Genomic DNA, 24,942 nt, shown 5'->3' on the forward strand with positions numbered 1-24,942 from the left:
AAAACCCGCATCACCGACATACGCTATGGTGAGCACGTATCACGGTTGAGGAACCAGCCGTCGAAGCGAGAGCATCACTTCTCGTCTCTTCGGCGCGAGTGCGCCCCAATCGAATACAAGGAGTGACATGAACTGGGAAGCTCCTCCCGGCGAATGGTTCTCGCCCTCGGGCGGCGCTGGATCGTTCCCCGAGACCGGCACCATCCGAGTAGCTTCTGTGCCTGCATCGCATGTCTACGTGCGACATCTGGCCACACCAACCGGGACAGACGCAGTGATGCGCCTTGCCGACCCGATCCCGCAGGACGGCCGCAAGGTACCGGGCGGCTGGTGGCCGCCGGTCATGCTCGACCCCGCATGGATTCGCGACAACCACCGTCTGTTCGATCTCTTTCACGTTCACTTCGGTTTCGATGCGATCGCGCCACGCGTGATGGAAGACATCGTTCACGAATTGCGGACGCACGCTGTCCCTCTCGTGTACACGGTGCACGACCTACGAAACCCTCATCAAACTGATCCTGAGCCCCACCGCGAATTGCTGAACGTCTTGATACCCGCGGCCGATTCTCTCATCACCTTGACCCCAGGCGCTGCGGCGACGATCTCGTCCGGCTGGGACAGGGCGTGCACAGTTCTGCCCCATCCGCATGTCGTCGAATTGGACAACTTCGATCTCGTGCGTCCTCCCACAGCAGATTTCACGGTCGGCGTCCACGTCAAAAGCCTACGCCCCAACATGGATCCCTTTCCCGTGCTCGACACGTTGTGCGCAACTATTGCGACCTTGCCGGGCGCGCAATTGGTCGTGAACGTTCACAACGAGATCTTCGACCCGGACAATCACTGGTACGCACCGCTATCCGCGAACCGACTCTTGGACTACTCACGTCGCCCAGATGTCGACGTGGTGGTGCACCGATATTTCAGCGACGACGAGTTGTGGAAATATCTGACAACTCTTTCGGTCTCGGTCCTGCCGTATCGGTTCGGTACACATTCAGGATGGTTGGAGGCCTGCTACGACCTCGGCACCGCCGTCATCGCGCCCAGTTGCGGGTTCTACTCCGAGCAGCAGGACTGCAAGGTCTACGGGTTCGACGAACATCACTTCGATGCGGAGTCGCTCGATCGGTCTGTGCGAGAGCTCTATTCGGAGACACCGACGCGTCTTTCGGTAGCGATGCGTACCAGCCAACGCCGAATGCTGGCATCAGCCCATCGAGAGATCTACGAAAAGGCACTGGCATGAGAGCGTTGCGTGTCGCGCTGATCGCGTCGAGTCGTTACCCGGTGAATCAACCATTCGCCGGCGGGCTCGAGGCTCATGTGTGGCACTTGGCCGCTGCTTTGAGGAATGCTGGACACAGCGTCACGTTGTTTGCCGGTCCCGGTTCGGACCCGGAACTCGATTGTGAATTGATCGATGTCCGTCCCGCACCGCTCAGCACCGCCGCTCGAACCGACATCTCCATGCCTGCCGAACATTTCATGCAAGAGCATCACGCCTATCTCGATCTGATGCTTCGACTGTCACGGAATTATGCAGACAGCTTCGACGTCATCCACAATCACAGCTTGCACTATCTTCCCGTGGCCATGACGTCGACGCTGAACACGCCGGTCCTCACCACATTGCACACGCCCCCGACACCGTGGCTGGAGTCGGCAATCGCGGCAGGCAGTTCGCCCGGCCGGTTTGCCGCGGTCAGCAACTTCACCGCGGAAGCCTGGAAACATGCTGCCGGGGACGTCGACGTAGTGCACAACGGCGTCGACACGAATCAGTGGCGCCAGGGACCCGGAGGGCAACGGTCGATCTGGTTCGGCCGGATAGTCCCGGAAAAGGGTGCTCACCATGCGATCGCAGCAGCGCGCGCGGCTCGAATACCGTTAGCGCTCGCCGGACCGATCAGTGACCACGCCTATTTCAGCGAGTGGATCGAACCTGAACTCGGCAATTCGGTTGACTATCTCGGCCACCTCGTCACCGACGACCTGGTCACTGCAGTAGGGAAGTCCGCAGTCGCGCTCGTCACTCCGCAGTGGGACGAGCCCTACGGGTTGGTCGTGGCCGAGTCACTCGCGTGCGGCACACCGGTCGCCGCCTACGGCCGGGGTGGGATACCGGAGATACTCACGCCCGATTGTGGACGACTGGTCCCGGCCGACGATGTGAGAGCCCTGACCGCCGCAATCGGTGAGGCACGGCAGCTGGACCGCGCGAGCGCTCGAGCCCGCGCGGTCAGCCACTGTTCGCAACGACGTATGGTGGACCGCTACATCGAGGTGTACGACGAAATGGCGTGCAGCGTAACAACTTCTCCGAGGCGAGCCAGCTGATGATCGGCTACTACATCCACCACCACGGCCGGGGGCACCTAACTCGCGCCGCATCGATCGCGGCACATCTCGGCGACGACGTCACTGCGCTGAGCAGCACAGATCCGATCGCTGCGAAAATGTTCGAGCACCACCTGGTCCTCCCACTCGACAACGGCGAAACACACAGGCGCGATCCGACCGCAAACGGCGCGCTCCATTGGGCACCGGTACACGAATCCGGCCTTCGTTCTCGAATGGCACAGGTCGCGGAATGGGTAGCGTCCACGCGTCCCGCCGCGGTGGTCGTGGACGTATCGGTGGAGATCGCGACGTTCATCCGCCTCATGGGCGTCCCGGTCATAGTATTGGCGATGCCCGGCGACAGGGGCGATACCGCCCACCAACTGGCATACCAGATCGCCGATCACATCATCGCAGCTTGGCCACAGGAGGTGTACGACCCGACCTGGCTCCATCCGTATGCGAGCAAAACAACCTATGTAGGCGGAATCAGTCGATTCGACGGCAGGGAGAGAGCATCCCGGCCCGACCACACATCCACGGCGCCACAGGTAGTGGTCCTGAGCGGTGCGGGTGGATCTGCGGTGTCGGACGCGGACGTAAAAGCTGCTGCAGCCCAGCACGATTCCTTCGCATGGAAAGGGCTCGGCCTACCCGGAGGCACGTGGATCACCGATCCGTGGCCCGACATCTGCACCGGCGACGTCATAGTCTCCCACGCAGGTCAGAATGCGATCGCCGATATCTCGGTCGCCGCTAAGACGGCCATCGTCATCGCGCAGAAACGTCCGTTCGGAGAACAGGTCGCGACGGCCGACGCACTGTCCACGCACAACCTCGCGGTGACGCTGCAGGAATGGCCGCCACTCGGCGCGTGGCCCGAATTGATCTCACAAGCGCGCGCCCTCGACAACGAACGCTGGTCCGCATGGCAGAGCACCGGCGCTGCTGCGCGCGCAGCGAAAGTCATCGAAGCGGTAGCAAATCGCTCCCCAGGAACACTGCCGTGAAGACAGCAGTGATCACGATCGTGCGTGGTCGTCATACCCACCTACGGATGCATCTGCGCGGCCTGGCCCTCGAGAGGACGACGCCCTATTTGCACGTGGTCGTCTCGATGGGAGACCCCGCTGTGAAGACCGTAGTAGCGCAAGAGGATAGCGCTGCACGTGTACTCCACATAGACGTTGCGGACAACGGCGCTCTCCCGCTCGCCCGCGCGAGAAACTTGGGCGCTGCCGAAGCGCTCCGCCTCGGCGCGACACTGCTCGTCTTCCTCGACGTCGACTGCGTCGCAGTGCCGCCCCTTCTCACCAGATACCACGAAGCAGCATGTGCGAGGGCGGCTACCTCCGCCCTGCTCTGCGGTCCGGTCACTTATCTGCCACACGCCCTCCCGACATCTACTGCTCCTGATTCGTTGCCAGCCCTGCGCAATCCGCATCCCGCCAGGCCTGCCCCTGCTGACGAGACCACCCTCGACGGGGACAACTTCGACCTCTTCTGGTCTTTGTCCTTCGCGGTCACTGCACCGACGTGGCGTGCACTGGGCGGGTTCTGCGAGGACTACGTCGGATATGGCGGTGAGGACACCGATTTCGCGTGGACGGCACGTGCGAGGGGCGTGAAACTGACCTGGGTCGGTGGGGCGGACGCTTACCACCAATTCCATCCGATATCGGATCCTCCCGTCGAACACCTCGACGACATCCTCGTCAACGCAGAGATATTTCACCGGCGCTGGGGCCGATGGCCGATGCAAGGATGGATCACGGATTTCGAGGTGATGGGCCTCGTCGAGTATCGACGAGGCAGTCAACGCTGGGTGCGAGTTCGGCGACCGCACCTTGACAGTCGCGCAGGCCGAAGATGGCTCACCACCGAATCGACACATGATTAGAAAAGCGCTACCGAGGGAAGTAGAGCCGAATGGCTACCTACAGAGTGATCAATCCTGCCGGAGATGTCACCGACACGCGCGATATCGAGAGCGCCGACGAAGCACACGCATGGTTCGTGGATGCCCGTGCGGACAATTCAGAACTCGGTTGGCGCATGGAAGTGCGGCACGACGACGAATGGTCGTTCTTCGACGACACCGAAGGTGCCTCCAGCTGAGCAACAGTCGCGACTCGAGGAAAGACTGAGATGGGACATTCAAGGTGAGTTCCTCGATGTAGAAGAGAAGACCACACAATTCTCGATGAGAGAACCCAGTCGAAGGATCGGTCTCACGATCCCCAGGGACGATACGGTCCGACCCCGAGGACAGCGGGCGTACATGAGAGACGGAGCCGACCATCGTTCAGTCCGCTCGAAGCGCACCCGAGTTTCACCGTCCCACAACGAGAATGACGAAAACGACCGCAACCAATCAGCCTCGACCACTCTCCGAAAGACGTGATCCGGGCCAGCACAACATGTGAGCTGTTCTTTAGGGCGCGAACAGCCATGCCACACCCGAGAGAGACGAAGGTCGCCCGCACGACAGAACACGACGCGTGGCGAACGCCTCGAATAGGACTCTCCGTACTCCCACGCGCCATGCGAGAAGCCTCCGCGTGTCCTGATCTGAACAACCGATTCCGAGGGCACCGATAAAAATGCACAGAGCAACGAGCTCAGTACACAAAGGACGCTTTGTCTTCATAGTCGCACTAGGCCTGCTGGCAGTCGCGACTCTGGGGACAGGCATCGCACAGGGAAAATTGCCCATGAACATTGTGGTATCCGGCCAACGATTCACAGGAACCGTCTCCGCGGTCGAGGCCCAAGGAATTCAGGTATACCCGCGCGCCGCTGAGACTGCGGGTGATGCTTCCGCGAGCATCGCCGTACAAATCCAGCAGGTACGCCTGACCGACCTGTGCTTGTCGACAGTCGCCCATGGAGTCCCTCTCCTGGGCGACGTGACCATGAGCATCCGTGCCGCCGGCGACGGGACAACCGCCACGAACATCACCTTGGACGCAGCGTCACTCGGCGGTGCCATCACCGCACACGATGCGCGACTGGGCGTCGATGTCTCTGCCCTCGGTGGGGTGTCCCCACTCGATCCGCCTGACGCATCGGCAATAACGGCCGGCGACTCACTTCTGGCGCAGTCGCGGGTCGAGATCATCTCGCTGACCGCTACACAAGTCTCCATGAACACGCTCGCGATGAGCGTCGAGAAGGGAGCTGTCGGATGCTGACGAAACGAACTGCGTTCACCGCATGGCGAAGACAACGCCCTTTCGCCGGAGCAGTTCTACTGGGGGCTTCGGCAGGACTCATGCTGCTACCCGCTGTCGTGACCGTACGCCTAGGTGACGTTCTCATTTCCATCAGCACCATCGCTGGGGTTTCCACACTAATGTTGGCCGTACTCATGGCTCTGTGTGCAGTGTCCGTACTGTTGCGTGTCGACGCCAGGGTGCCCGCCGGGGTATGCGCGATGGTTCTTTCGCTGGTGGCGCTCCCAGCAGCGAACTTCGGAGGTCTGCTCGTGGGGACCCTGGCCGGCGTCGTGGGCTCGGCTCTCGTCTTAGCTTGGATCCCGGTGCTTGCGAACGATCCGTCAAGCTCCGATGTAGAGCCGATGAAGACGCCTGCGACTCAGCTGAAACCAAGCATGGCAGCAAACCATCTGCGTCGTCAGAAGTTTTCCCGGAATGGTTGCCGTCGGCAGTGACCGGGTACGTGGCGCTCATGGAGGTCATAGCAATACTCATCCTTATCGGGGTCGTCGTCTTCGTTATCGCGCGCAAGCGAATCACGGGGCGTCGCGAACCGTAGACCGAGAAGCCGCGTCACAAAATCCCTGTGATGGCTCGTCCCACGCAGAAAGAGGGACATACACACCCTTCGACCGGGGTTGTGCCTTCTTGCGTGCCGTCCTGCTGAATCGAATCAACATGTAGCCAAGCGATAGAAGGCGTTATGGAACTTTTCGACAGAATCAAAGAAGAGGCCGCAGGGTTCGTGACCAGGGTCGCCGCTCACGGCGAGACAGGCGAGCAGGTACAAACTGTGACAATCGCGTGCGCGCAGAGCGAGGTAGAGGCACTGTGGCGTGATCCCGACAAACTGTCGTCGGTCTTCGGGGACGAGGTAGGGATCCGAGTGATCGACGGAGGGGTTTTCGAGTGGACACTGTCCACCGGCCCCGACGAGATCGAATCCTGGTGGAGCAAGCTTGTCGACACCGGCGACTCGCTACGGTTCGTTACCTACATCAAAGACGCAGAATACAAAGACTCCGATCGTGGAGCCAGATCGGCGGAGCTGGCGGTGAGATTTCGAGAAGCGCCCAACGAACGTGGTACCGAGTTGAGCTTGAGTACGACATCCCGGTTGCCGGCAATCTTCACCACGACATTCCTGTTCGGCGCTCTCTACCGCGCACGCGCTCTGTTACAGACCGGCGAAGTTCCCACTCTCGCCCACAACCCGAGCGCGCGGGACAGCGCTCACTGAACTCAGGAGACTTCATGCGTGCATTGTGCTGGAACGGTGTCAACAGTCTGGCCGTGGAATCAATTGACGATCCACGGATTGTCAATCCTCACGACGTCATTGCCCAGGTCAAGTTGACCACTACCTGTGGATCGGACCTGCACTTCATTGACGGTTATCTTCCCGGTATGAAGGAAGGAGACGTGTTCGGGCACGAGTTCATGGGCGAAATCGTCGATATTGGCTCAGAGACCACTCAGATGAAAATCGGTGACCGCGTCGTAGTGCCATCGTTCATCGGCTGCAACTCGTGTTGGTATTGCGAACACGAACTCTATTCCGTGTGCGACACCACGAACCCCAACGCCGCCCTACAGCAACCTGAGCTTGGCTATCCCACAGGCGGAATCTACGGTTACACCCACCCTTTCGGTGGATATCAAGGCTCACACGCTCAATTCATTCGCGTCCCCTTCGGCGATGTCAATTGTTTCATTGTCCCAGAGGGCATTTCGGACGAACAGGCAGTTTTCCTCTCTGATGCCGCTCCGACTGGTCTCATGGGCGCCGACTTCTGTGACATCGCTTCCGGTGACACAGTTGCCATATGGGGGAGTGGCGGAGTCGGGTTGATGGCTGCCCAGAGCGCACGTCTACTCGGCGCGGAACGAGTCATCGTCATCGACCGGTTCGACGAACGACTGCGCCTCGCCCGGGAGCGCACCGGCGCGGAGACCATCGACTATTCGACTACAAACAGCGTGCACGACCAGTTGCGTGAGATGACAGGAGGGCGCGGACCCGACGCTTGCATCGACGCGGTCGGGATGGAAGGCCACGGTACTGGGCTGCAACAACTCTACGACCGCGCTAAACAAATGCTACGGATGGAGACTGATCGCGCCAACACCCTCCGTGAGGCAATTCTTGCCTGCCGTAAGGGCGGCATTGTCTCTATTCTCGGTGTTTACGGCCTTACCGACAAATTCCCGATGGGGATGATCACGAACAAAAGTTTGACACTGCGCTCAGCTCAGCAACACGGCCAACGCTACATGCCACGACTGTTCGACTACGTCATCCAAGGAGACCTCGACCCGTCGATACTGGCCACTCACGATATGCCGCTGGAAAATGCTGTGCGTGGCTACGAACTGTTCAAAGAAAAGTCAGACGGGTGCGTTCGCGCCGTATTTCGACCATGAACTTGGAATGCACTGCTGGAAAATAAATTTCACGAACGGAACACTTGTTTCGCGCTGATCGGATACTGTCCGAATCGGGCCGTCGACGCGGTGTGCAGGCACGAAACCAGCGAGAACACTCCGAGCCTGACAATCTGGTGCCACTCCTGCAGACTCGCAAGACAATCGGGACCGCCCGGCGCCGCGTCGCTAACTACCCTGTGCCGGTGAGTATTCTGCGCGCATTCGCCGAGGAACGGTATTGCGACCGATGCGTGCGGCGGGCCTCTCGACGCTGACGGTTGGCCACTACGCATAGAGCGGTAGTATCAGCAAATCAACAAATTGTTCGCTGCGCGAGCGGACTTGTCGTCGATGAACGCCACACGGACATGCTCGTGTGCATTCTCCCGTTAATGCACGCCGATGTGCGGGACGAGGAATACGTACTCGTGCCGAGCCCGCACCAGGTGCTCGACACGAACACGTCACGGAAGTTGGGCCGCACGTGAAGGTAGCCGGGTCTCCTCAACGGCGCGCACGCATCCCGCCGTCTCATTTCGTTTGCCGGGCAATGGTTTCGCCGGGTTGCCTCTGACGATCCTCGGCCCCTGACCGTATCGACCAGCTCTTCGCAGGCGCCCACGCGGATGGCATCGGATAGCCACGAGACGAGTAGTGTTCCGGCGACTGAGACAGGTGCTATTGAGCAGATCTCATTGTTACCTCGCGGCGAAAGGCCGTCTACACGAACGGAAAGTGTAATACCGGCGCTCGCACAGCATTCATCGCGTCATTGATCGCGCACCGGAAAGGACGTGCGATCGATTCATCGTTGTCGTGCAATCCGCACCCGCCCGTCTGTTTACGGCTTGTCGGGGTCCAGCGCATCTTTGACCCTGCCGAAAACCCCCTTCTCAGTTCCGACCGACACCGACGCCGGGTCCCCCCGGGAGCCGTCGTAGGTTGCATACAGCTTCGGGTCAGGGGGTGGAGCAGAGGCCCTGTTTCCTAGAGGCTGTGGGTCGGCGAGGAAGCGGTTTGTGTGGGCGAGCAGACCCCCAAGATCGAGATCTGGACCCCGTCCGGCGCCGTGCCCGATGCCCAGCGGCCCTGATCGGATTGTGTCCCATCGGAAAGGTGCCACAGCGTTTCCGCGTGCTCTGCGTACTCCTCATCGAAGAGTGCGTTCGGGGCAATGGTCCCTTCTAGTCCGTCAGCTTTCAGCTCCTCGATCGCTGAGAGCCACATATTTTGATGGTAGGTATCGCGTGCGAGATTGAACTTGAGCATGGCCTTCACGCCAGGGTCATCGGTCATGTTGTACAGACGAGCCGTTTGTACACGCCCCTGTGCCTCGGCAGTGACGTTTGCATAGAAATCTGCCAGGAGGTTCCCACTGGCGACGATGTAGCGGCCATTCCACGGAACGCCGTTACTGTCGGCGAGAACTGGGCCGCCACCGGAAATGATCGCCTGCTGCGGGTCCATTCCGCCGAGCACTGCAGCGACAACAGGGTCGGCCGCCGCAGCTTGCGTAGACTCGGTTGCGGGTGCCCCTTCGAGGAGGCGAGCGACCATTGTTGCGATCATCTCCACGTGCCCGATCTCCTCGGTGGCGATGTCCATGATCAGATCCTTGTATTTACCCTCCATCCGGCAATTCCAGCCCTGGAAGAGGTACTGCATGGTGACGGTCATTTCGCCGTATGCGCCGCCGAGTAACTCCTGCAGCTTGCGGGCATAGACGGGGTCGGACTTTTCCGGAGCTACGTCGAATTGCAGGTAATCTGTATGCCGAAACATGGTTCTCCATCAATCGATCAGTTGAATGTGACAGCGGCAACGCGCCTTAGTGCGGGCACACGCCATGCTCATTGCGTCGCACGTCGCGGGCCTACCGGGGTACTGTGCGGCGCCCGGCCTACGCTGTGAAATTCGGCCGGTACCCAAGGCGTGCCCGACCAAGCCTCGTGTCAAACAAAATGCGAGTGTGCCAAACTCGGGAAATCGTGTTCTTGCTATGCACGCTCGATCATGGCTTGTTCGAGCGCTCGACGATCGTGGAAGGGTACTTCTACACCGTCGTAGTTCATCACGTGATCGTGTCCTCTCCCAGCGACGAGGACGGTGTCACCCTTCTGTGCCTGCGCGACGGCGATCGCGAGCGCTTCACCTCTATCCGGAACGACCAGTACTGTGGCGTGCTGCGCTTCTCGGGCGCCCGCGGCGACATCGTCTCTCAAACGTGCAGCATCATCGTCGAATGGGCCTTCATCGGTCACGATCACGATGTCGGCAAAGGACCCGGCTATGCGGCCCAACGGTTTACGTTTTCCGGGATCTCTGCCGCCGGTGGCTCCGAGGACGACGATCAGGCGATTGGAGGTCAGCGTCCGCAGATACGGAAACAGCCGGCGTTGAGCCGCGGGGTTGTGGACGTAATCGACGAATGCCAGGTAGTCCTGTCCCAAGTCCACTCGTTCCAATCGTCCGGGCACGGCATTCAGTTCTTCGATACCGTCGATTGCCGCCGCCATGTCCACCCCGCCCAGTCGCAGTGAAGCAAAAAGCGGTCAGTGCGTTGTCGACTTGGTAGCTACCCAACATACGTAGTCGGATCCGCCTAACCCACTGCTCATGGTGCAGGGTGAAGTCAGTGCCCTTCCGATCTGTTTGAATGGCGGTGGCGACGACATCAGCGGGACGTCCTCGTGACGAAACAGACAGTGTGGGAACACGAATGCGCGCGGCAAGTGCTCTTCCATAAGGGTCGTCGACCCCGACCACCGCGGCAGCGCACAACTCGTCCGTGAACAGCATTGCCTTCGCTTCGAAGTACTCCGCCATCGTTCGATGGAAGTCGAGGTGGTCACGCGCAAGGTTGGTGAAGGCGGCCACGTGAAAGTACGTACCGTCGATTCGATGTTGCGCCAGGCCGTGGCTGGAAACTTCCATTGCGACTCCCTCGACGCCATCGCGAACGAATCCCGCCAGGGTTGTTTGCAATTCACCGGCCTCCGGTGTTGTACGTCGCGCCTGCCGTGAGACCTCGGGCCCACGAACGCACACCCCGCTGACGAGACCTGTCCGCTTGCCGGCTGCCCGCAATCCAGCCTCCAGCATGAATGCAGTACTGGTCTTCCCGTTCGTGCCGGTCACTCCGTACACGTCCAACATCGAGGAGGGCCGACCGTGTATCCAGGAAGCCAATGGACCTAGCGCTTTTCGAGGGTTGTCGACGACCAACGTAGGTGCAATCTCAGTCGGGCGATCACTCATCACAGCTACGGCACCTCGCGCGACTGCCTCGGCTACGAATTCGCCGCCGTGGTGCCTGGCACCCGGTAATGCTGCATAGATATCGCCAGGCTGCACGAGACGCGAATCGTGGCAGATCCCGCTGACCACGAGATCGCCGGTTCTGTCGAGTATCTCGGAGGCCACTCCGAGGTACTCGACGACTGCAGCCAGGGGCCAACTCGGTTGATCGGTACCAGTACTCGACATCGCTCTTAACCTGTCAGAGACTATCCGCAGGAATCGGCATCCGTCGGCTCACGGCATAAGACCAGGGGAGTCGGTTGCAGTGTCCGCGCAGGCGTGCCGCACGAGGACCCTGATCGCGTGCTCGATCGTGGCAGCCACGATGTCCTCCGGTTCGCCTGAGAATACTTGCTTTTCGGTGACGACGCTTCCGTGGTCGGCGATCCCGAACCAGACGGTCCCCGGGGCGACGCTCTCCTGGGTCTGTGGTCCCGCCTCCCCGGTGACGGCGACTGCCAGTGTGGTTCCCATCAAGGTGGCGATGCTGTGCGCCATGGCTCGCGCGGATTCTTCGCTCACGACGGGGCCGACCGGAACGTGGAGGACCGATTGTTTGACCTCTCGGTTGTACGCGACGATCCCACCACTGAACCAGGAACCGGCATCCGGAGCCTTGCCGAGGTGAGCAGCGATGTTGCCTGCGGTCAGGGACTCGGCAGTCGAGACCGACAAACCGCGTGCGACTGCGGCACTCGCCAAACGCTTGCAAAGTCCATCGAGGTCGGTTTCGGTCGGCAAATCGGGCCGCGGATCGTTACTCATCTCCAGTCCTCTGCAACGGATATCGAGCACTCGTCTCGTGGGGCATCGATTTCGAGCCGGTCAACGGATCAATAGTGGTGTGTTCTGAACTGATCGGCTTCACGCTGATCTTTACCTTCCGTAAAATGTTTGTCGGTAAATGATTTCGTAGATACTCGGCGACTTCCGTACCGACATGTTCGATGTCCAGTGATATGTCAGCCACGCCCGCACCGGTCTGAATGCGAACGCATCCCTCGGGCGCCAGCGTGAGCACGACCACGATTTCGGTGTCGGTCCGTGTCTCTACCGTGTCGGTGATTCGAAATCCCATGGCGTCCAGCAGCCCTCGTAGCTGATCGAATGTGTCGCTATCATCGACCACAGAGCTGCCGAGTTTTGTTTTCGCGTGCGCCGAAGACTGCGGTTCTGATAATGCATCTTCCCCATTGCGCGGGCGTCGTTCGGCTGCGCTCGTATGGGACACCATCCTGCCGCTGCGCTTTTCATGAGCAGTCGGGAGTGGCTTGCAGGCGCGTAGCACCACCAATTCCTCGATTTCCTGCCCGTGCTCGATCAGTCCGCGGCGCTCGAGCATTGCGCGGCGCGAGCGTAGGACCGGGCCGAACGGAATTGATCTCCAGGCAACGACTTCAGCAGACATCCCCCGCTCTTCGAGCATGGCTTCGGTCTTGCCGACGTCACACAACACGGATTGCAACAACAGCAGAGATCCACCTGGCGCGAGGACGTCCGGGGCTGATGCGATGATCCGGTCGAGGAGAACTCGACCGCTGGTGCCAGCGTTCCAAGCTCTCTCGATACCTGTAGCCGGCAATTCGTCGATCTCCGATGGGACGTAGGGCGGGTTGGAGACCACAAGGTCGAACACTTCTCCGTTCAGAGCCTCGGTGAGGTCTCCGCGCCGTGCCTCGACACCCACGTTGTTGAGAAGGCGGTTAAGTCCGACGTTCACGATCGCCCGGCGTGAAATATCGATCGCGAGAACCCGGCCAGCTCCCGCCTTGGCCGCGGCAACCGATAACGCACCAGTCCCTGCGCACAGGTCGAGAACGCGAGTGGAGTCCGTCATCACCTGACGCTTCAATGCCTCGACCAACAGCGATGTATCGTCCTGCGGTCGGTACACACCTGGCAAACTAACGATCATCGTCGACTCCTAGTTCACGGGGTTCGATCCCCGACAGGCCTCCTACCCGAATGTTTCCGAAACCATGCGGGAGAGCGCATGGTAGAGGGATGGACCGCTACAGAATCACGATGCCGGACGGTTCGACCACCGAGGTTTACTTCGATTCGGACAACGAAGCGATCGCGGCAGCGACGAACGCCAACTTCGGCAATAGTCGAGGAATCACCGTCGAAAGGTATGCGGACGACGGCCGGCTTTTCGCAACCCACCTACCGCAGGGCGGGCACCGCGGGACCGCGAGGAGACACCGCCCTCAACCGACCTGAAAGCGAACACGCGGTACCCTCAGGTCAGGTCTGAGGTCGCCGGCCCTTCGAGCAACGTGCCATCCGCAGCGAAACGGGACCCGTGGAGCGGGCAATCCCAGCTGTGCTCGGCGTCGTTCCAACGCAAAATCCCGCCGAGATGAGGGCACACCGCAGAGACCCGATGTGTCACACCGTCTACAGTGCAATGTGCCGAAGGCGTGATACGGTCCCAAACCACGCGTCCCTCACCCTCTGCCGTGTCACCCAGGTTGCGGAATCGGCTGATAGCAGGACGTATCCATCCGCTTATCATTTCGACTGCCACTTCACCGTTGACGAGAGCAGCCTTGGGCAGTCCGGAAATCTGATTCCAGTCCCATGTTGTGTAGATCGAGGACCAGTCCTTCGGGGCCCCAGCCACTTCGGCCGTGAGTGCGAGTGCTGCAGCGACGGCATTCGTCAGTCCCCACTTCGCGTACCCCGTCGGGATCAGGATGGAACGATCGCCGGGGACAAGTTGTCCGACATACGGTAGTTCATTCACTGGCCGATAGTCTTGCGCTGACCACCAATGAGTCAATTCAGCGCCGGGGAAAGCACTTCCAGTCCATGTGATCAGATCTTCCACGTTTTCGGCCGGCGAAGTGGCGCGGCCGACCGGATGGCCGTTGCCTCCGATGAGGAGGAGTTCTCCCTGTTCGACGGGAACGTAACGAATGGATCGGCTCGGTTCGTCGACAGAAAGATACATCCCCCGAGGAATGTCGCCGGGAACGGCGAATGCGGCGGCATACGACCGCTGCGGCTCGAGACGAGCGAAGAACCCGCCACGATCGAGTACTGGTGTGCCAGTGGCAATCACGACGATCTCCGCTTCGACATCACCCCCGTCGGTCTGTATCGACCTCCGATGTCGATTACCACGAACCGCACGAACCCGGGTGTGCTCGTAGAGTTTGCCTCCTATGCGAACGAATTCTTCGAGCAGTGCATCGAGTACGTTCACCGAATCGAACTGCGCCTGGTCATCCAACCGGACCGCACCTGCCACCGGGAAGGGCAATTCCACTGTGTCGGACCAATGGACGTCGAGGCCGGCTATGCGCGCGGCATCGAACTCGTCGCGTAACGCGACAGTTCCCGCGCTACCGTTGGCGTAACTGAAGGCGGTTTCGCGTTGTACTGCAACGGAGTTGGCGGCGCAGTAGTCCAGAAGCCATTGCTGCCCCTCCTGGTTCGCCTCGACGTACGCACGCACCGCTGTGGGGGAGTGTTTCTTCGCGATACTCGAAAGGCGTGTTCCTTGAAGCAGGCTGATTTTGCCGGTGGTATTGCCCGTGGTCACCGCACCTGTTGTCCGAGCCTCGAGCAGGGCGACTCTGCGACCCGCCCGGGCGAACAACAGGGCCGTGACGATCCCGGTCAATCCGGCCCCGACTACGACCACATCGACCTTCGTGGAGGGCACGAACTCGGAGGAGTAGTCGGGACGGGAACGGTCCAGCCAGAGAGAGGTCATGACGTGCGGTTGCCCAGAGCATCCCACGAAGAAACGTCTCGGTGTCAGTCGGTACTCCGCAGCGATTACCTGACGGGATGCCCGCCCGTTGCGTCGTGCCGCACCATACGCGGGGTGAGTAAACCGAGCGCGACCATACCCAACCCCAGCGCAAGATGGAGCCAGTTGTCCGCGTCGTTCACCGGAACGAAATTCGCACTGCTGTCCTGGTCGATAACCAATCCGTAAATCCACAATGCCAGGTAGATGATTCCGCCTACGACTAGATACAGCTGCGCCGTGCGGGCCAGTCGAGCCAAGGCCAGACCTGCGACACCGAAGAGAAGGTGGACCACGTTATGCAGCACCGAGACTTCGAAAACGCCGAACAGTTTTGCGCCGGAATGATGCCCGGCTCCGGTCAGCATGTCGTAGTCGGTGGTCACACCAGGGATGAAGCCGAGGATGCCGACGAGCAGAAAGATCACGCCGACGGCTGCGGCAGCGATCTGCACTGCTGAGTAGGTACGCGTAGTGTTGCGCTGTGTCATGACGGGACCTCCCGTGGATGTACGCCCGCGATGATTCGGGCCGGGCGAGGCACTGTTCGTTGCCTGGTGGGGCGTTGCCCAAAGCCGGCGAGGATCAAACAACGACCAACAACGAACAGGTCAAGGTCGAACACCGATTCCCGTTGCGATCTCACGCAATCGCGATGCCGGGCGGTCGGGTTCTAGCGGCGCCGTCGGACCCCCCGTTCCCGAACGCAACCCTTCGAAGAATTCACGAAGCACGTCGCTGGGAGTGTGCTCGGGGACCCACTCCAAATCGGTGCGAGCACGTGAGCAATCCATCGTCGGAACACCCATCACGGTGTCGAACAGACCTGGGGTCGCCGGGATGGCATGTGCCTGCCACGCCACCCTGATGCCCGAGCGAATCAGCCGCTCCGGTATGTCGATTAGCCGTGCACCGAGCAATTCGGCAATCTCCTCCATCGAGATCGGCGGCTCGGCTGCCAGGTTGAACGCACCATGCTGCTCACCGAGCGCAGCGATGACGTATGCCCTCGCGACATCCGACGCGTGGAGAACCTGGATCGTCAACCCCCGCAATCGGGGAAGCACAGGGATCCACGGCTTGCCGACAAGGGACCCGGGTAGAAGCGGGCCGGCGAACAGTCGCCGCTGTGAAGACGCGGATCGCTTCTGGAAGATGAATCCCGGACGCATGCGAACGACACGGGTGTTGTTCCGTTCCTCGAATGCATCGAGACACCGTTCCAGGTAAGCCTTTTCGCGAGGGTACGCAGCACCCGGCCACCCATTCGTCGGCCATTGTTCGGAGACTGCCGGTTGATTTCTCCCCGGCGAGTACGCGCCAACCGAGGAGGCATGGATCAATGCAGGTACTCCGGTGTCCGCGACAGCCTGGAAAACGCGCAGCGAACCCACCACGTTGTTCTCCCACGTGACTTCTGGGTGGCGTGTCGGCTGAAACAACCAGGCCAGGTTGATCACTGCGTCCGCGCCTTCGACGTGGCGATGAAGGTTGTCCGTGCGCACATCGGCGGCGGCGAACTCGACCTTCGGCACACTCCAAGCAGTCTCTCGCCGAGACAATCCCAGAACGGAACCAACGGCTTCCTGCGCGCTCAACGCCTCGACGACACTGCTCCCGACGTTTCCCGTGGCTCCTGTGACTACTATTCGCAATTTGGTCATGTTTCACCCGGTACCCGCGAGACGGTTTGACGAACCGCGCCGGCTCGGTGAGGTACTCCGAAGCACTGGAACGTCTTTTGAAACTGCATAATGGTCACACTCTTCGATCCGTCTCGCTTCGCACATGTGCAATTTGGTCGTGCACAGGACCAGCGGCGTGATCACTGCGGAAACAAGCGTGTGGCGACGCCGCGGCGGCCCAGTAACCCGGAGTCGGTGGACTGGGTCGATCGAAGTGCCGAACGTGCCGCGCTCGGTCTTGGCCCTGAGATAGAGCGAGGGAGTGGCGACACCGGTCACCCGCGCCCTCCCGACTGCATGAGAGTTGGCCGATTCCTCACACGATCGAATTTGTCGCTGATACCCGATCCGTGGCGGTCGGCGAACCGATGCGGTGAGACAACCCTCTGGATCGACGGAACCGCTCGTCGCGGATCGCCCGATGAGTAAGAACCGTCGCTCCGGGTAGTTCCTCGACACACCGTGAGGCACTACCGACAGGCAAGCGTCGGCGACGACCTCCAAACCGAAAGGCGTCCACCACAATGACTGCACTGCCACCAGAGCCCGACCCGGCAAATACTCCTGACCTGGAACCTGGAGGTGGCGTCAGCCCAGGAAGCACGCCGCCTGATGCAGGACAAACTTCCGGCCTGTCAGCGCCCGAACCTGCCGCTGTCAAACACTTTCCGGCGTCCGGTGTCATCGCGATGATCGCGGTGGCAATGCTCGTCCTCGTTTTCGCCGCCGTAGCCGTGGCCCTTGTCCTCTGACCCTCTACGGACTGCATGCGTAGGTTTCGCCATGCAGGCACGCGGGACTCATTTGCGAATTCGCGTTCGACCGCCCGATTTGCTCCGTACTCATGCGGAAAACGAACAATGCGTTCTCAATTCGACTGCACAACAGTGACGAACCGGAGCTGGAGCGATTCTCCCACGGCAAGACGGTCGCAGCGATTGATAAAGCTGGCAGGGCATGCTGGGAACTGCTCGGCCTCAGACGACCACCCTGACAGGATCACGCGTGCTCGGGAACGAAATAGACACGATCGAACACCACACGCCGACGATCACTCACATAACGCGTGAGTCGGGAATCAACCCGAGAGGGTGTGTGCAGAGATTGGAACGGATCGATGAACACAGCGAAACAACGCCGGGCGCTTGTCACAATCTCACGCACCGGAGCCATGACGACAGTAGCTGCACTCGCCGGGTCGATAGCATCTGGTAGGCCAGAGAACATTTCGTGGTTCGTGGCCTTACGAAAACCAGCATTCCAACCACCGCCCGTCGTTTTTCCGGTGGTGTGGACCTCGCTCTACGTCGACATCGCGGTATGTTCAGCAATCGCGCTCAACGAATTCCAGGACAACTCAGAGAACGCTCAAGCAAGAAAGTACGCCCGTGCGCTCTCTGCCAACCTCGTGATGAACTCCGCCTGGACTTGGGTGTTCTTCCACTCCCGCCGACTCGCGGCAGCGCCGATACTCGCAGCGACTCTGGCGATCAGCAGTGCCGACCTTGCCATACGAAGCTATCGCGCCAGAAGAGCGACGGGACTTGCACTCGCCCCCTACGCGCTTTGGTGTGGGTTCGCCACCACTCTGTCGACTGCGATCTGGAGATTGAATCGAGAGCGCTGAAAATAGCGGCGCTTCTCGAACGACCTCGGAGCCCCACACGACCACAAATTCGGCACCGTATGTCGCCCAGTTCGTCACGGCCCCAATCGCGGCCCATCCGCCAAAGGCATTCGCACGCAGTGTTGCAGGATCCCGAGTCGGCTACGCATGCATCCGCCCTTCGGATCACTCACGCTACGAAGCGCCAGCGCCGATATCCGACGCTGCCGGCAATTGCGCCACTACGCAGCCACTGCCCTCCCCAAGGGCGCCGGGTCTGTCGAGGCACTGCACGCGCCTGCTCACATCGCTAGAGTCCATTCATGGCCACACTGCGTGAAAGCATCATCGAAGAACTCGGCGCAAAGCCGACAATCGACGCCGCAGCGGAGGTTCGCGCGCGAGTCCAGTTCCTGAAGGACTACGTGCGCTCGACCCCCGCCAAAGGATTCGTTCTGGGAATCAGCGGCGGTCAGGACAGCACGCTCGCCGGCGCCCTCGCCCAACGCGCGGTCACCGAACTCCGCGAAGAAGGCCACGAGGCCGAGTTCGTCGCCGTTCGACTCCCCTACGGTGCTCAGGCCGACGAGTCCGATGCTCAGATCGCACTCGGATTCATCAAGCCGGACCGCTCTCTCACGGTCAACGTCAAGCCAGGTGCCGACGCCACCGCCCGTGAGGCCTCCGAGGCGTTGGGGAACGGTGAACTGCGCGACTTCGTCCGCGGCAACATCAAGGCGCGCGAACGAATGGTCATTCAGTATGCGATTGCCGGTCAGCTCGGCTACCTGGTAATCGGTACCGACCATGCTGCGGAGGCGATCACCGGCTTCTTCACGAAATTCGGTGACGGCGGCGTCGACATCACGCCGCTCACCGGCCTGAGCAAACGTCAGGGCGCTGCGCTCCTGCAGGAATTGGGCGCACCCGAGAGCACGTGGCGCAAGGTGCCGACCGCCGACCTCGAGGACGACCGGCCCGCGCTGCCCGACGAAGTTGCCCTCGGCGTCACGTACTCACAGATAGACGACTACCTCGAAGGAAAGGACGTTTCCTCCGAGGTAGCCGAAAAGCTCGAGAAGATGTTCACCAACACTCGTCACAAGCGCACGGTGCCGGTCACACCACTCGATGACTGGTGGCATTGAAGGCAAGAGGTCGTCCGAGGCGTAGTTCGAATTCGAATCAGTGTCTAGTCGGCAAGAGTGAAACACAGTGGTGGCGAAAGCCCTTCGTCGTCGTTCCGCGGCGCGGCGGCACACCCTATGTCTCCAGCGATTCGGCGGCCATGGTCAAACACTCGAACGTCCAGGAAAATCCCTGCCATACCATCAGCTTGGAGGAGCAAACGGCAGAGAATTTGGTCGAAGGCATAGGCCAATGCGGTTGAAGGGACGAGAGTGACACCGCTTGAGGTGGTGTCATCGGACACGCTTGCAGCGACACATCTCACGCCAGGCCAAGGGCGAGCTGAACCTGAGCGGCGGTACACCCGCGCAGTCGGCGCCGTGGCATCATCGCGCAACAACAGCAGCGAAGATTCCTCCCAAGGACGGTCTCAGCGTGCTCGTAGAGGGCCAGAATCGGCGGGCCCGCGACTTCACGCTTACGCACCTCGCCGCGCGGGTGTCCGCGCTCCGCTCAGATCAGGAGAAGGTTTCACGGTGCGGTAGACATCATTTTCTTGACAACGATCACCGCAGTCCAGTCCTCGCTCTCGTGGGACTGTTTCGTAATCGGTGTTTTGGCCCGAGACGCTGAGTGAATGCTTGGCGAGGAGGTGCCGAGATGACGACACTGGAAGATGTGACGAAGAAGAGGGCCGAGCCCTCCGCGGAAGCTGCGGCGGCTGCGGAGCTGGTCAGGTTGGCGAAGGAGCAGGGTCTGTCGCTGACCGGTCCGGACGGTTTGCTCAAGCAGTTCACCAAAACCGTTCTGGAAACTGCATTGAACGAGGAGATGACCGAGCACCTCGGGCACGACAAGAACCAAGCCCCGCCGGAGCGGGAGTCGACGAATATTCGCAACGGGACTCGGTCGAAGACTGTGTTGACCGAGGCGACCGGTCATGTTCCGATCGAGGTCCCTCGTGATCGGGAAGGGACGTTCGAGCCGCAGATCGTCAAAAAGCGACAACGTCGATTGAACGGGGTCGATGAGATCGTGTTGTCGTTGTACGCCAAAGGATTAACGACCGGTGAGATCAGTGCTCACTTCGCTGAAATCTACGGCGCTTCGGTCTCGAAAGAGACCATCTCACGGATCACCGACAAAGTGCTCGAGGAAATGCAGGACTGGGCTGCCCGTCCGCTCGACGAGGTGTACGCAGCGATCTTCATCGATGCGATCGTGGTCAAAGTTCGGGATGGGCAGGTCGCGAACCGCCCGATCTACGCGGCGATCGGTGTCAGCCTCGACGGGCACCGGGACGTACTCGGTTTGTGGGCCGGGACCGGCGGTGAGGGCGCCAAATTTTGGATGTCCGTGCTGACGGATATCCGTAATCGGGGTACTCGGGATGTGTTCTTCCTGGTCTGCGACGGATTAAAAGGTCTACCGGAGGTCGTCGAGAATGTGTGGCCGGCGACCACGGTCCAAACGTGTGTGATCCATTTGATCCGCAATACGTTTCGGTTGTCGTCGCGGCAGCATTGGGATGCGCTCAAACACGATCTCAAGCCGATCTACACTGCCCCGACCGAGGCCGCCGCGAGTGCAGCGTTCGACGATCTCGCAGACCGTTGGGGCAAGACGTATCCGGCGATCATTCGATTGTGGAACAACGCCTGGCAGGAGTTCATCCCGTTCCTCGATTACGACACCGAGATACGGCGAGTGCTGTGCTCTACCAACGCTATTGAGTCCTTGAACGCCCGGTATCGGAGGGCTGTCAAGGCTCGTGGGCATTTCCCCACCGAGGCTGCTGCGCTCAAGTGCCTCTATTTGGTGACGCGTTCGCTCGACCCGACAGGCAAAGGGCAGGCACGATGGATTACACGGTGGAAGCCTGCTCTGAATGCGTTTGCGATCACGTTCGCCGATCGTTGGCCGGGATCGGAAACTTACTAATGGATACCGGCCGAAACACCCTTAACGAGATAGACCCGCTCTCGTTCGTCGGAGGAATGTGATCGAGGATGACGTCGTCGACGAGGGACTGAAGGACGAGCCATGTCCAGGACGTTGTGTGCATAACGATCGGCTTCTGCGTGGTCGTCGACAGGTGCACGCGAAGTGAACCCACGGCATCGAGATCGAAGATGCATGTGATGTGGCTGGAAGGATGCGCGTGAGCGAGCAGTGTGTTTGCCGCTTCGTCCACTGCAAGCACGATGTCCGCGAGATCGTCTGGCGTCGGATTGTGGTGAGCGATCACCAACCGAGCGGTGGCGCGCACCAGTCGGAGTTGTTCCGGTCTCGACGGTACAGAGAATGAAGGAAGGAGAATGGAATCGTTGATGATCATGAGCATTCCTACGGTGTGGCGACTCTGGCCGCCGCGGAGGATGGCAGATAAGCGGGTGATCGAGATTTCGGCGTTGCGGGTTTGCGCTCAGTAGAGGTGCCGCAGCATGGAGAGTGCATGCCGTGAGCGGTCACGAGGGACAGAACGTCCGCTTTCTCCTCCTAGCGGGACGGGTCAGGGAAGCAATGGTGTCTTTGTTTTGTATTCGGAGCGACAGCTGGTGCAGATTGGTCGCCATCCGGTTTGGACGTGTCAGTCTCGGGTAGGAACCGGTATGTGTGATCCGACTCGAACAGAGGCGTGTCCTAACTAGCGCCAATCGGCCGGTTACTGCCGCTTGATGAACCTTTTGCGCCGTGGGATGAAGATGGGTCGGGGAGGTGCCGCGTCTTCTGTAGCGGTCGAAGCGAGGGGAACGTACGTGGAGAAGACACCGAAGGTACACGTTCAGCGGAGTGCCGCCTTGATCTGTGCCTATCTCGCCGGTGACGAGGAGGGCTGCGGAATATTGCGGGATGAATCGGAGCTGTCCTATCGACAGTGGTACGAGTCGGCGATCGTGTTGGGCGCGTCGGTCATGGCCTTGCTTGCGTTGTGCCGTGAGCAGGATTCGGTCGATCTCGTCTGCAATTTCGAGCCCGATCGGCATGAGATCTTTCCCGGCGAGCGCGACCCGATGGAGGCGCTGGCGGTGCTCTTGTTTTACCACCTGCACCGGGAGGTGCTCGATTACGGTGATGTCGTGGTGGTGGACGTGGTGCCGTCTCTGTTCGACATCGCAGTCAGCGGGATCGAAGAACTAGCCCTCTGGGGGTCGAAGCCGGCGATCGAGATTGCGCGAGTATTGACCCTCGGCGCGGCGAAATACGAACGCCGGGTGTGGTGAGCATGATTTGGTCAGTGGGACCGCTACGAAGTGCCGACACCGTTCCCGCTCACGACAACGGCCGCGCCAGACGTCCGACGGCAAACGTGACAGATCGCCGACAGAGCCTCGGCCTGGCCTGGACGGCACCGCATCACACGTTTACGACCGAGGAACGGCGGGTACGACGCCGTCATCACTCTCAGCTAAGGAGCCGGGCATGATCATCCTGGGCATCGTCTTGTTGATCGTCGGTTTCTTGGCCGGGATCTCAATATTGTGGACGATCGGTATTATTCTCGTGGTTGTCGGGGTGGTGCTTTTCGCCCTCGGCGCAGCTGGACACGCGGTAGGTGGCCGGCGGCACTACTACTGAATCCCTGGCACTGTTGGCCGACTCTTTGTACATCCGAATTTGATCTGAGGCCCCGTGACGTGTCGAAGGGAAGCGCCCAGTTGCCGAGTGCCTCGTCACCACACCGCAAACTAACGGCAGGGACCGAAATATGTTTGATCATAACGTATCTCGTCAACACGATGACAACGTCCATGAAGACGGCGTTGGCGAGCGCGGACGTGCATCGGAAGCGGTTCACGATGGTGTGCGGCCCGGTCGGATGTGGGTGCCGCGCACCCGTGGCGCAGTCGGTGGTATTCTGCTGATCCTGCTCGGTCTCTGGGGAGCGCTCATTCCTTTTGTGGGGCCGTACTTTTCGTTTTCTTTCGTGCCGGACCAAGCGTGGACGTGGACCGCCGGTAGAGGGTGGCTCGAGGTGCTCCCAGGCGCCGTCACGGTGGTGGGCGGGATTTTGTTGGTATTCAGCGCGAATCGTGCGGTCGCGAGCTTCGGGGCGTGGCTGGCCGTCGCAGGCGGCGTGTGGTTCATCGTGGGTCCGACACTGGCGCCCGTGCTGCACCTCGGGGAAGCGGGGGCGCCCTCGTCAACCGAACTTGCAAGCAAAGCTGTGCGGCAGTTGACTTTCTTCGAGGGCCTGGGCGCCGTGGTCTTGTTCCTGGGAGCGACGGCACTTGGGCGACTCTCATTGCGCAGTCATCGCGACGTATTACGCGCTCAGCGACAAATAGAGCGTGAGAACGGGTATCGGGATCGTTGACAGAGGATCTCCGGCAAACCTGTGACCCGCGCATGCGATCTGCGCGAACGAATGTTCTTGTGCGCGTGGCGTCGCGCCGCGTACGCACGATCTACCCGCGGCGACGGTTGTCCCGGCGGTAGATGCGAGATCGTCAGCAGTTGGCGCTCGGCCTAAGCGACCATCTTTTCTGCGAGGAGTTGGTCGCGCGAGTGATCGATCTCCCAACCCTTTTGTCAGCAGGCGGACTATTGCCTGCGCGTGAATCGCGGATTGTGGCGTTTGAATGGATGTCGGCGGTCAGGACCAAGGAGAAGGCGAGTTGACCGAGGATTACAGGCGCGACAAGTTCGAGGCCACTCTCGATACCAGACTTTTCGACGAGTTCGTGCTGTGGGCGGACAGATTACTAGCACAGGTCGAATCAACACTGGACATCAACGCCGGTTGGCGGCAGCGGACAACCAGCGAGCGAAGGGCATGCTGCGAACAATCAGTTCACAGCGACTGCCGATGGTGCCCGGTTTGTGCTCTGGCGACCGCCCTACGCGGTGAACAACATGAGCTTGTAGCCGTGTGTGCAGCGACGGTCTCGGCAGCGTCGCGTGACCTTCTCGACAGCCTACTTGGTGGGGGGCCTGTGGGCCGCGCGCGCAGGACGCGACGTGGCGCAGACGACTCGGCGACGGAACCTGACGTCCCCGCCGCACGGCAGCCTCGCCGGTCGGCATTTGTTCCGATCAACGTGACCGTTCCCCGCTGATCGAGTACCACCCCGGACGACGAGCGAAGCGAGGGCCTTGTATTGCGCGATCAACCACTTCGGCGCGAGTTCTGCTCTGGCTGAACTTCGGAGAGGTGCGTGTCGGTTGGCAAGTGACGATTGCGTCATTCAAAGCCCGTGAGGTGCTGAGGAATTTTTGGCATCTAGGACACGTGTACTCGGAGAGGCACGCCGGAACAGTAGGGTGATCGTGTCTAGAAGTCGAGGTGATCTGTCGCCTCGAACCCGCTCTCACTGACGAGAGCGCAGTTTCGTCGGTCAGTCGGCGGCAAGTGTGGATCTGAACAAAATGAGTTGAAGGCGATAGCGAAACGATTTCGATGTACTTCCCAAGCACGCCGCTGGCCATGATGTTCGACGGCTGCGCGTTTGCCGCGCGGATCGGAGG

23 protein-coding genes and 3 pseudogenes are annotated in these 24,942 nt (G+C 60.6%); 17 read left to right on the top strand and 9 right to left on the bottom strand.

The window, feature by feature from the left end:
- Positions 1-127 precede the first annotated feature (127 nt).
- The 9 genes from AOT96_RS32550 to AOT96_RS32590 all read left to right on the top strand — a co-directional run bounded on the left by AOT96_RS32550 (position 128) and on the right by AOT96_RS32590 (position 7,988).
- Positions 128-1,252 carry a glycosyltransferase family 1 protein gene (locus AOT96_RS32550; protein ID WP_231917478.1) on the top strand — a complete coding sequence of 375 codons (1,125 nt, stop codon included), beginning with the start codon at positions 128-130 and terminating at the stop codon, positions 1,250-1,252.
- Complete coding sequence (locus AOT96_RS32555) at positions 1,249-2,343, top strand: glycosyltransferase (protein ID WP_058228190.1); 1,095 nt, start codon at positions 1,249-1,251, stop codon at positions 2,341-2,343. The genes AOT96_RS32550 and AOT96_RS32555 overlap by 4 nt, the downstream gene beginning before the upstream one ends.
- Positions 2,343-3,356 carry a glycosyltransferase gene (locus AOT96_RS32560; RefSeq protein ID WP_058228231.1) on the top strand — a complete coding sequence of 338 codons (1,014 nt, stop codon included), beginning with the start codon at positions 2,343-2,345 and terminating at the stop codon, positions 3,354-3,356. The genes AOT96_RS32555 and AOT96_RS32560 overlap by 1 nt, the downstream gene beginning before the upstream one ends.
- Positions 3,353-4,246: a glycosyltransferase family 2 protein gene (locus AOT96_RS32565; protein WP_231917479.1), complete on the top strand. Its 894-nt coding sequence runs from the start codon at positions 3,353-3,355 to the stop codon at positions 4,244-4,246. The genes AOT96_RS32560 and AOT96_RS32565 overlap by 4 nt, the downstream gene beginning before the upstream one ends.
- Positions 4,247-4,275: 29 nt before the next feature.
- Complete coding sequence (locus AOT96_RS32570) at positions 4,276-4,464, top strand: hypothetical protein (RefSeq protein ID WP_058228188.1); 189 nt, start codon at positions 4,276-4,278, stop codon at positions 4,462-4,464.
- A 596-nt stretch (positions 4,465-5,060) separates the two neighbouring features.
- Positions 5,061-5,540 (top strand): DUF6230 family protein, encoded by a 480-nt coding sequence (locus AOT96_RS32575; RefSeq protein WP_058228187.1) that lies wholly within the window; start codon positions 5,061-5,063, stop codon positions 5,538-5,540.
- Positions 5,534-6,019 carry a DUF6114 domain-containing protein gene (locus AOT96_RS36215; RefSeq protein ID WP_231917480.1) on the top strand — a complete coding sequence of 162 codons (486 nt, stop codon included), beginning with the start codon at positions 5,534-5,536 and terminating at the stop codon, positions 6,017-6,019. The genes AOT96_RS32575 and AOT96_RS36215 overlap by 7 nt, the downstream gene beginning before the upstream one ends.
- 248 nt (positions 6,020-6,267) lie before the next feature.
- Complete coding sequence (locus tag AOT96_RS32585) at positions 6,268-6,804, top strand: hypothetical protein (protein WP_058228186.1); 537 nt, start codon at positions 6,268-6,270, stop codon at positions 6,802-6,804.
- 14 nt (positions 6,805-6,818) lie between these two features.
- A complete protein-coding gene (locus AOT96_RS32590; RefSeq protein WP_058228185.1) occupies positions 6,819-7,988 on the top strand; it encodes a zinc-dependent alcohol dehydrogenase in 1,170 nt (389 codons plus the stop codon).
- An 844-nt stretch (positions 7,989-8,832) separates the two neighbouring features.
- On the opposite strand, the pseudogene AOT96_RS32595 reads toward AOT96_RS32590, so the two are convergent.
- The 5 genes and pseudogenes from AOT96_RS32595 to AOT96_RS36220 form a co-directional block, all read right to left on the bottom strand.
- A pseudogene (locus AOT96_RS32595) lies at positions 8,833-9,773 on the bottom strand (manganese catalase family protein).
- 215 nt (positions 9,774-9,988) lie between these two features.
- Positions 9,989-10,507 (bottom strand): glutamate ligase domain-containing protein, encoded by a 519-nt coding sequence (locus AOT96_RS36500; RefSeq protein ID WP_328587280.1) that lies wholly within the window; start codon positions 10,505-10,507, stop codon positions 9,989-9,991.
- 85 nt (positions 10,508-10,592) lie between these two features.
- Positions 10,593-11,477 (bottom strand): annotated as a pseudogene (locus AOT96_RS36505) (Mur ligase family protein); the annotation flags it as partial.
- 48 nt (positions 11,478-11,525) lie between these two features.
- The gene (locus tag AOT96_RS32605; RefSeq protein WP_058228184.1) at positions 11,526-12,056 is read right to left on the bottom strand and encodes a CinA family protein; all 531 of its coding nucleotides are present in this window, start codon (positions 12,054-12,056) and stop codon (positions 11,526-11,528) included.
- A 505-nt stretch (positions 12,057-12,561) separates the two neighbouring features.
- Positions 12,562-13,206: pseudogene (locus AOT96_RS36220) on the bottom strand (HemK2/MTQ2 family protein methyltransferase); the annotation flags it as partial.
- Positions 13,207-13,295: 89 nt separating this feature from the next.
- On the opposite strand from AOT96_RS36220, the gene AOT96_RS32615 reads away from it, so the two are divergent.
- A complete protein-coding gene (locus tag AOT96_RS32615) occupies positions 13,296-13,514 on the top strand; it encodes a hypothetical protein (protein WP_063892170.1) in 219 nt (72 codons plus the stop codon).
- A gap of 19 nt (positions 13,515-13,533) precedes the next feature.
- Here the strand turns inward: AOT96_RS32615 and AOT96_RS32620 are convergent, their stop codons facing one another.
- From AOT96_RS32620 to AOT96_RS32630, 3 genes are all read right to left on the bottom strand, one after another.
- Positions 13,534-15,015 carry an FAD-dependent oxidoreductase gene (locus tag AOT96_RS32620; protein WP_058228183.1) on the bottom strand — a complete coding sequence of 494 codons (1,482 nt, stop codon included), beginning with the start codon at positions 15,013-15,015 and terminating at the stop codon, positions 13,534-13,536.
- 65 nt (positions 15,016-15,080) lie between these two features.
- On the bottom strand, positions 15,081-15,545 hold the full coding sequence (locus tag AOT96_RS32625; RefSeq protein WP_058228182.1) for a DUF4383 domain-containing protein: 465 nt from the start codon (positions 15,543-15,545) through the stop codon (positions 15,081-15,083).
- A gap of 120 nt (positions 15,546-15,665) precedes the next feature.
- Positions 15,666-16,718 carry an NAD-dependent epimerase/dehydratase family protein gene (locus AOT96_RS32630; RefSeq protein WP_058228181.1) on the bottom strand — a complete coding sequence of 351 codons (1,053 nt, stop codon included), beginning with the start codon at positions 16,716-16,718 and terminating at the stop codon, positions 15,666-15,668.
- 545 nt (positions 16,719-17,263) lie between these two features.
- Between AOT96_RS32630 and AOT96_RS32640 the strand changes: the two genes are divergently transcribed.
- The 4 genes from AOT96_RS32640 to AOT96_RS32655 all read left to right on the top strand — a co-directional run bounded on the left by AOT96_RS32640 (position 17,264) and on the right by AOT96_RS32655 (position 21,414).
- Positions 17,264-17,491, top strand: a complete 228-nt coding sequence (locus AOT96_RS32640; RefSeq protein WP_058228179.1) for a DUF6480 family protein — start codon at positions 17,264-17,266, stop codon at positions 17,489-17,491.
- 365 nt (positions 17,492-17,856) lie between these two features.
- Positions 17,857-18,366, top strand: a complete 510-nt coding sequence (locus tag AOT96_RS32645) for a TspO/MBR family protein (RefSeq protein ID WP_058228178.1) — start codon at positions 17,857-17,859, stop codon at positions 18,364-18,366.
- A 302-nt stretch (positions 18,367-18,668) separates the two neighbouring features.
- A complete protein-coding gene (nadE, locus tag AOT96_RS32650; RefSeq protein WP_058228177.1) occupies positions 18,669-19,493 on the top strand; it encodes an ammonia-dependent NAD(+) synthetase in 825 nt (274 codons plus the stop codon).
- 640 nt (positions 19,494-20,133) lie between these two features.
- Positions 20,134-21,414 carry an IS256 family transposase gene (locus AOT96_RS32655; RefSeq protein WP_064073797.1) on the top strand — a complete coding sequence of 427 codons (1,281 nt, stop codon included), beginning with the start codon at positions 20,134-20,136 and terminating at the stop codon, positions 21,412-21,414.
- Here AOT96_RS32655 and AOT96_RS32660 read toward each other — a convergent pair.
- A complete protein-coding gene (locus tag AOT96_RS32660; protein WP_058228551.1) occupies positions 21,374-21,811 on the bottom strand; it encodes an ATP-binding protein in 438 nt (145 codons plus the stop codon). The genes AOT96_RS32655 and AOT96_RS32660 overlap by 41 nt on opposite strands.
- 421 nt (positions 21,812-22,232) lie before the next feature.
- On the opposite strand from AOT96_RS32660, the gene AOT96_RS32665 reads away from it, so the two are divergent.
- The 3 genes from AOT96_RS32665 to AOT96_RS32670 all read left to right on the top strand — a co-directional run bounded on the left by AOT96_RS32665 (position 22,233) and on the right by AOT96_RS32670 (position 23,791).
- A complete protein-coding gene (locus AOT96_RS32665) occupies positions 22,233-22,697 on the top strand; it encodes a hypothetical protein (RefSeq protein ID WP_058228550.1) in 465 nt (154 codons plus the stop codon).
- A gap of 199 nt (positions 22,698-22,896) precedes the next feature.
- Entirely contained in the window at positions 22,897-23,052 is a 156-nt protein-coding gene (locus tag AOT96_RS35905) for a DUF6131 family protein (RefSeq protein ID WP_167349927.1), read from the top strand.
- Between the two features lie 130 nt (positions 23,053-23,182).
- Positions 23,183-23,791 carry a hypothetical protein gene (locus tag AOT96_RS32670; protein WP_063892190.1) on the top strand — a complete coding sequence of 203 codons (609 nt, stop codon included), beginning with the start codon at positions 23,183-23,185 and terminating at the stop codon, positions 23,789-23,791.
- Positions 23,792-24,942: the final 1,151 nt, after the last annotated feature.

Source organism: Rhodococcus sp. 008 (assembly GCF_001682295.1).
In the GTDB taxonomy this organism is placed as follows: Bacteria; Actinomycetota; Actinomycetes; order Mycobacteriales; family Mycobacteriaceae; genus Rhodococcus_F; species Rhodococcus_F qingshengii.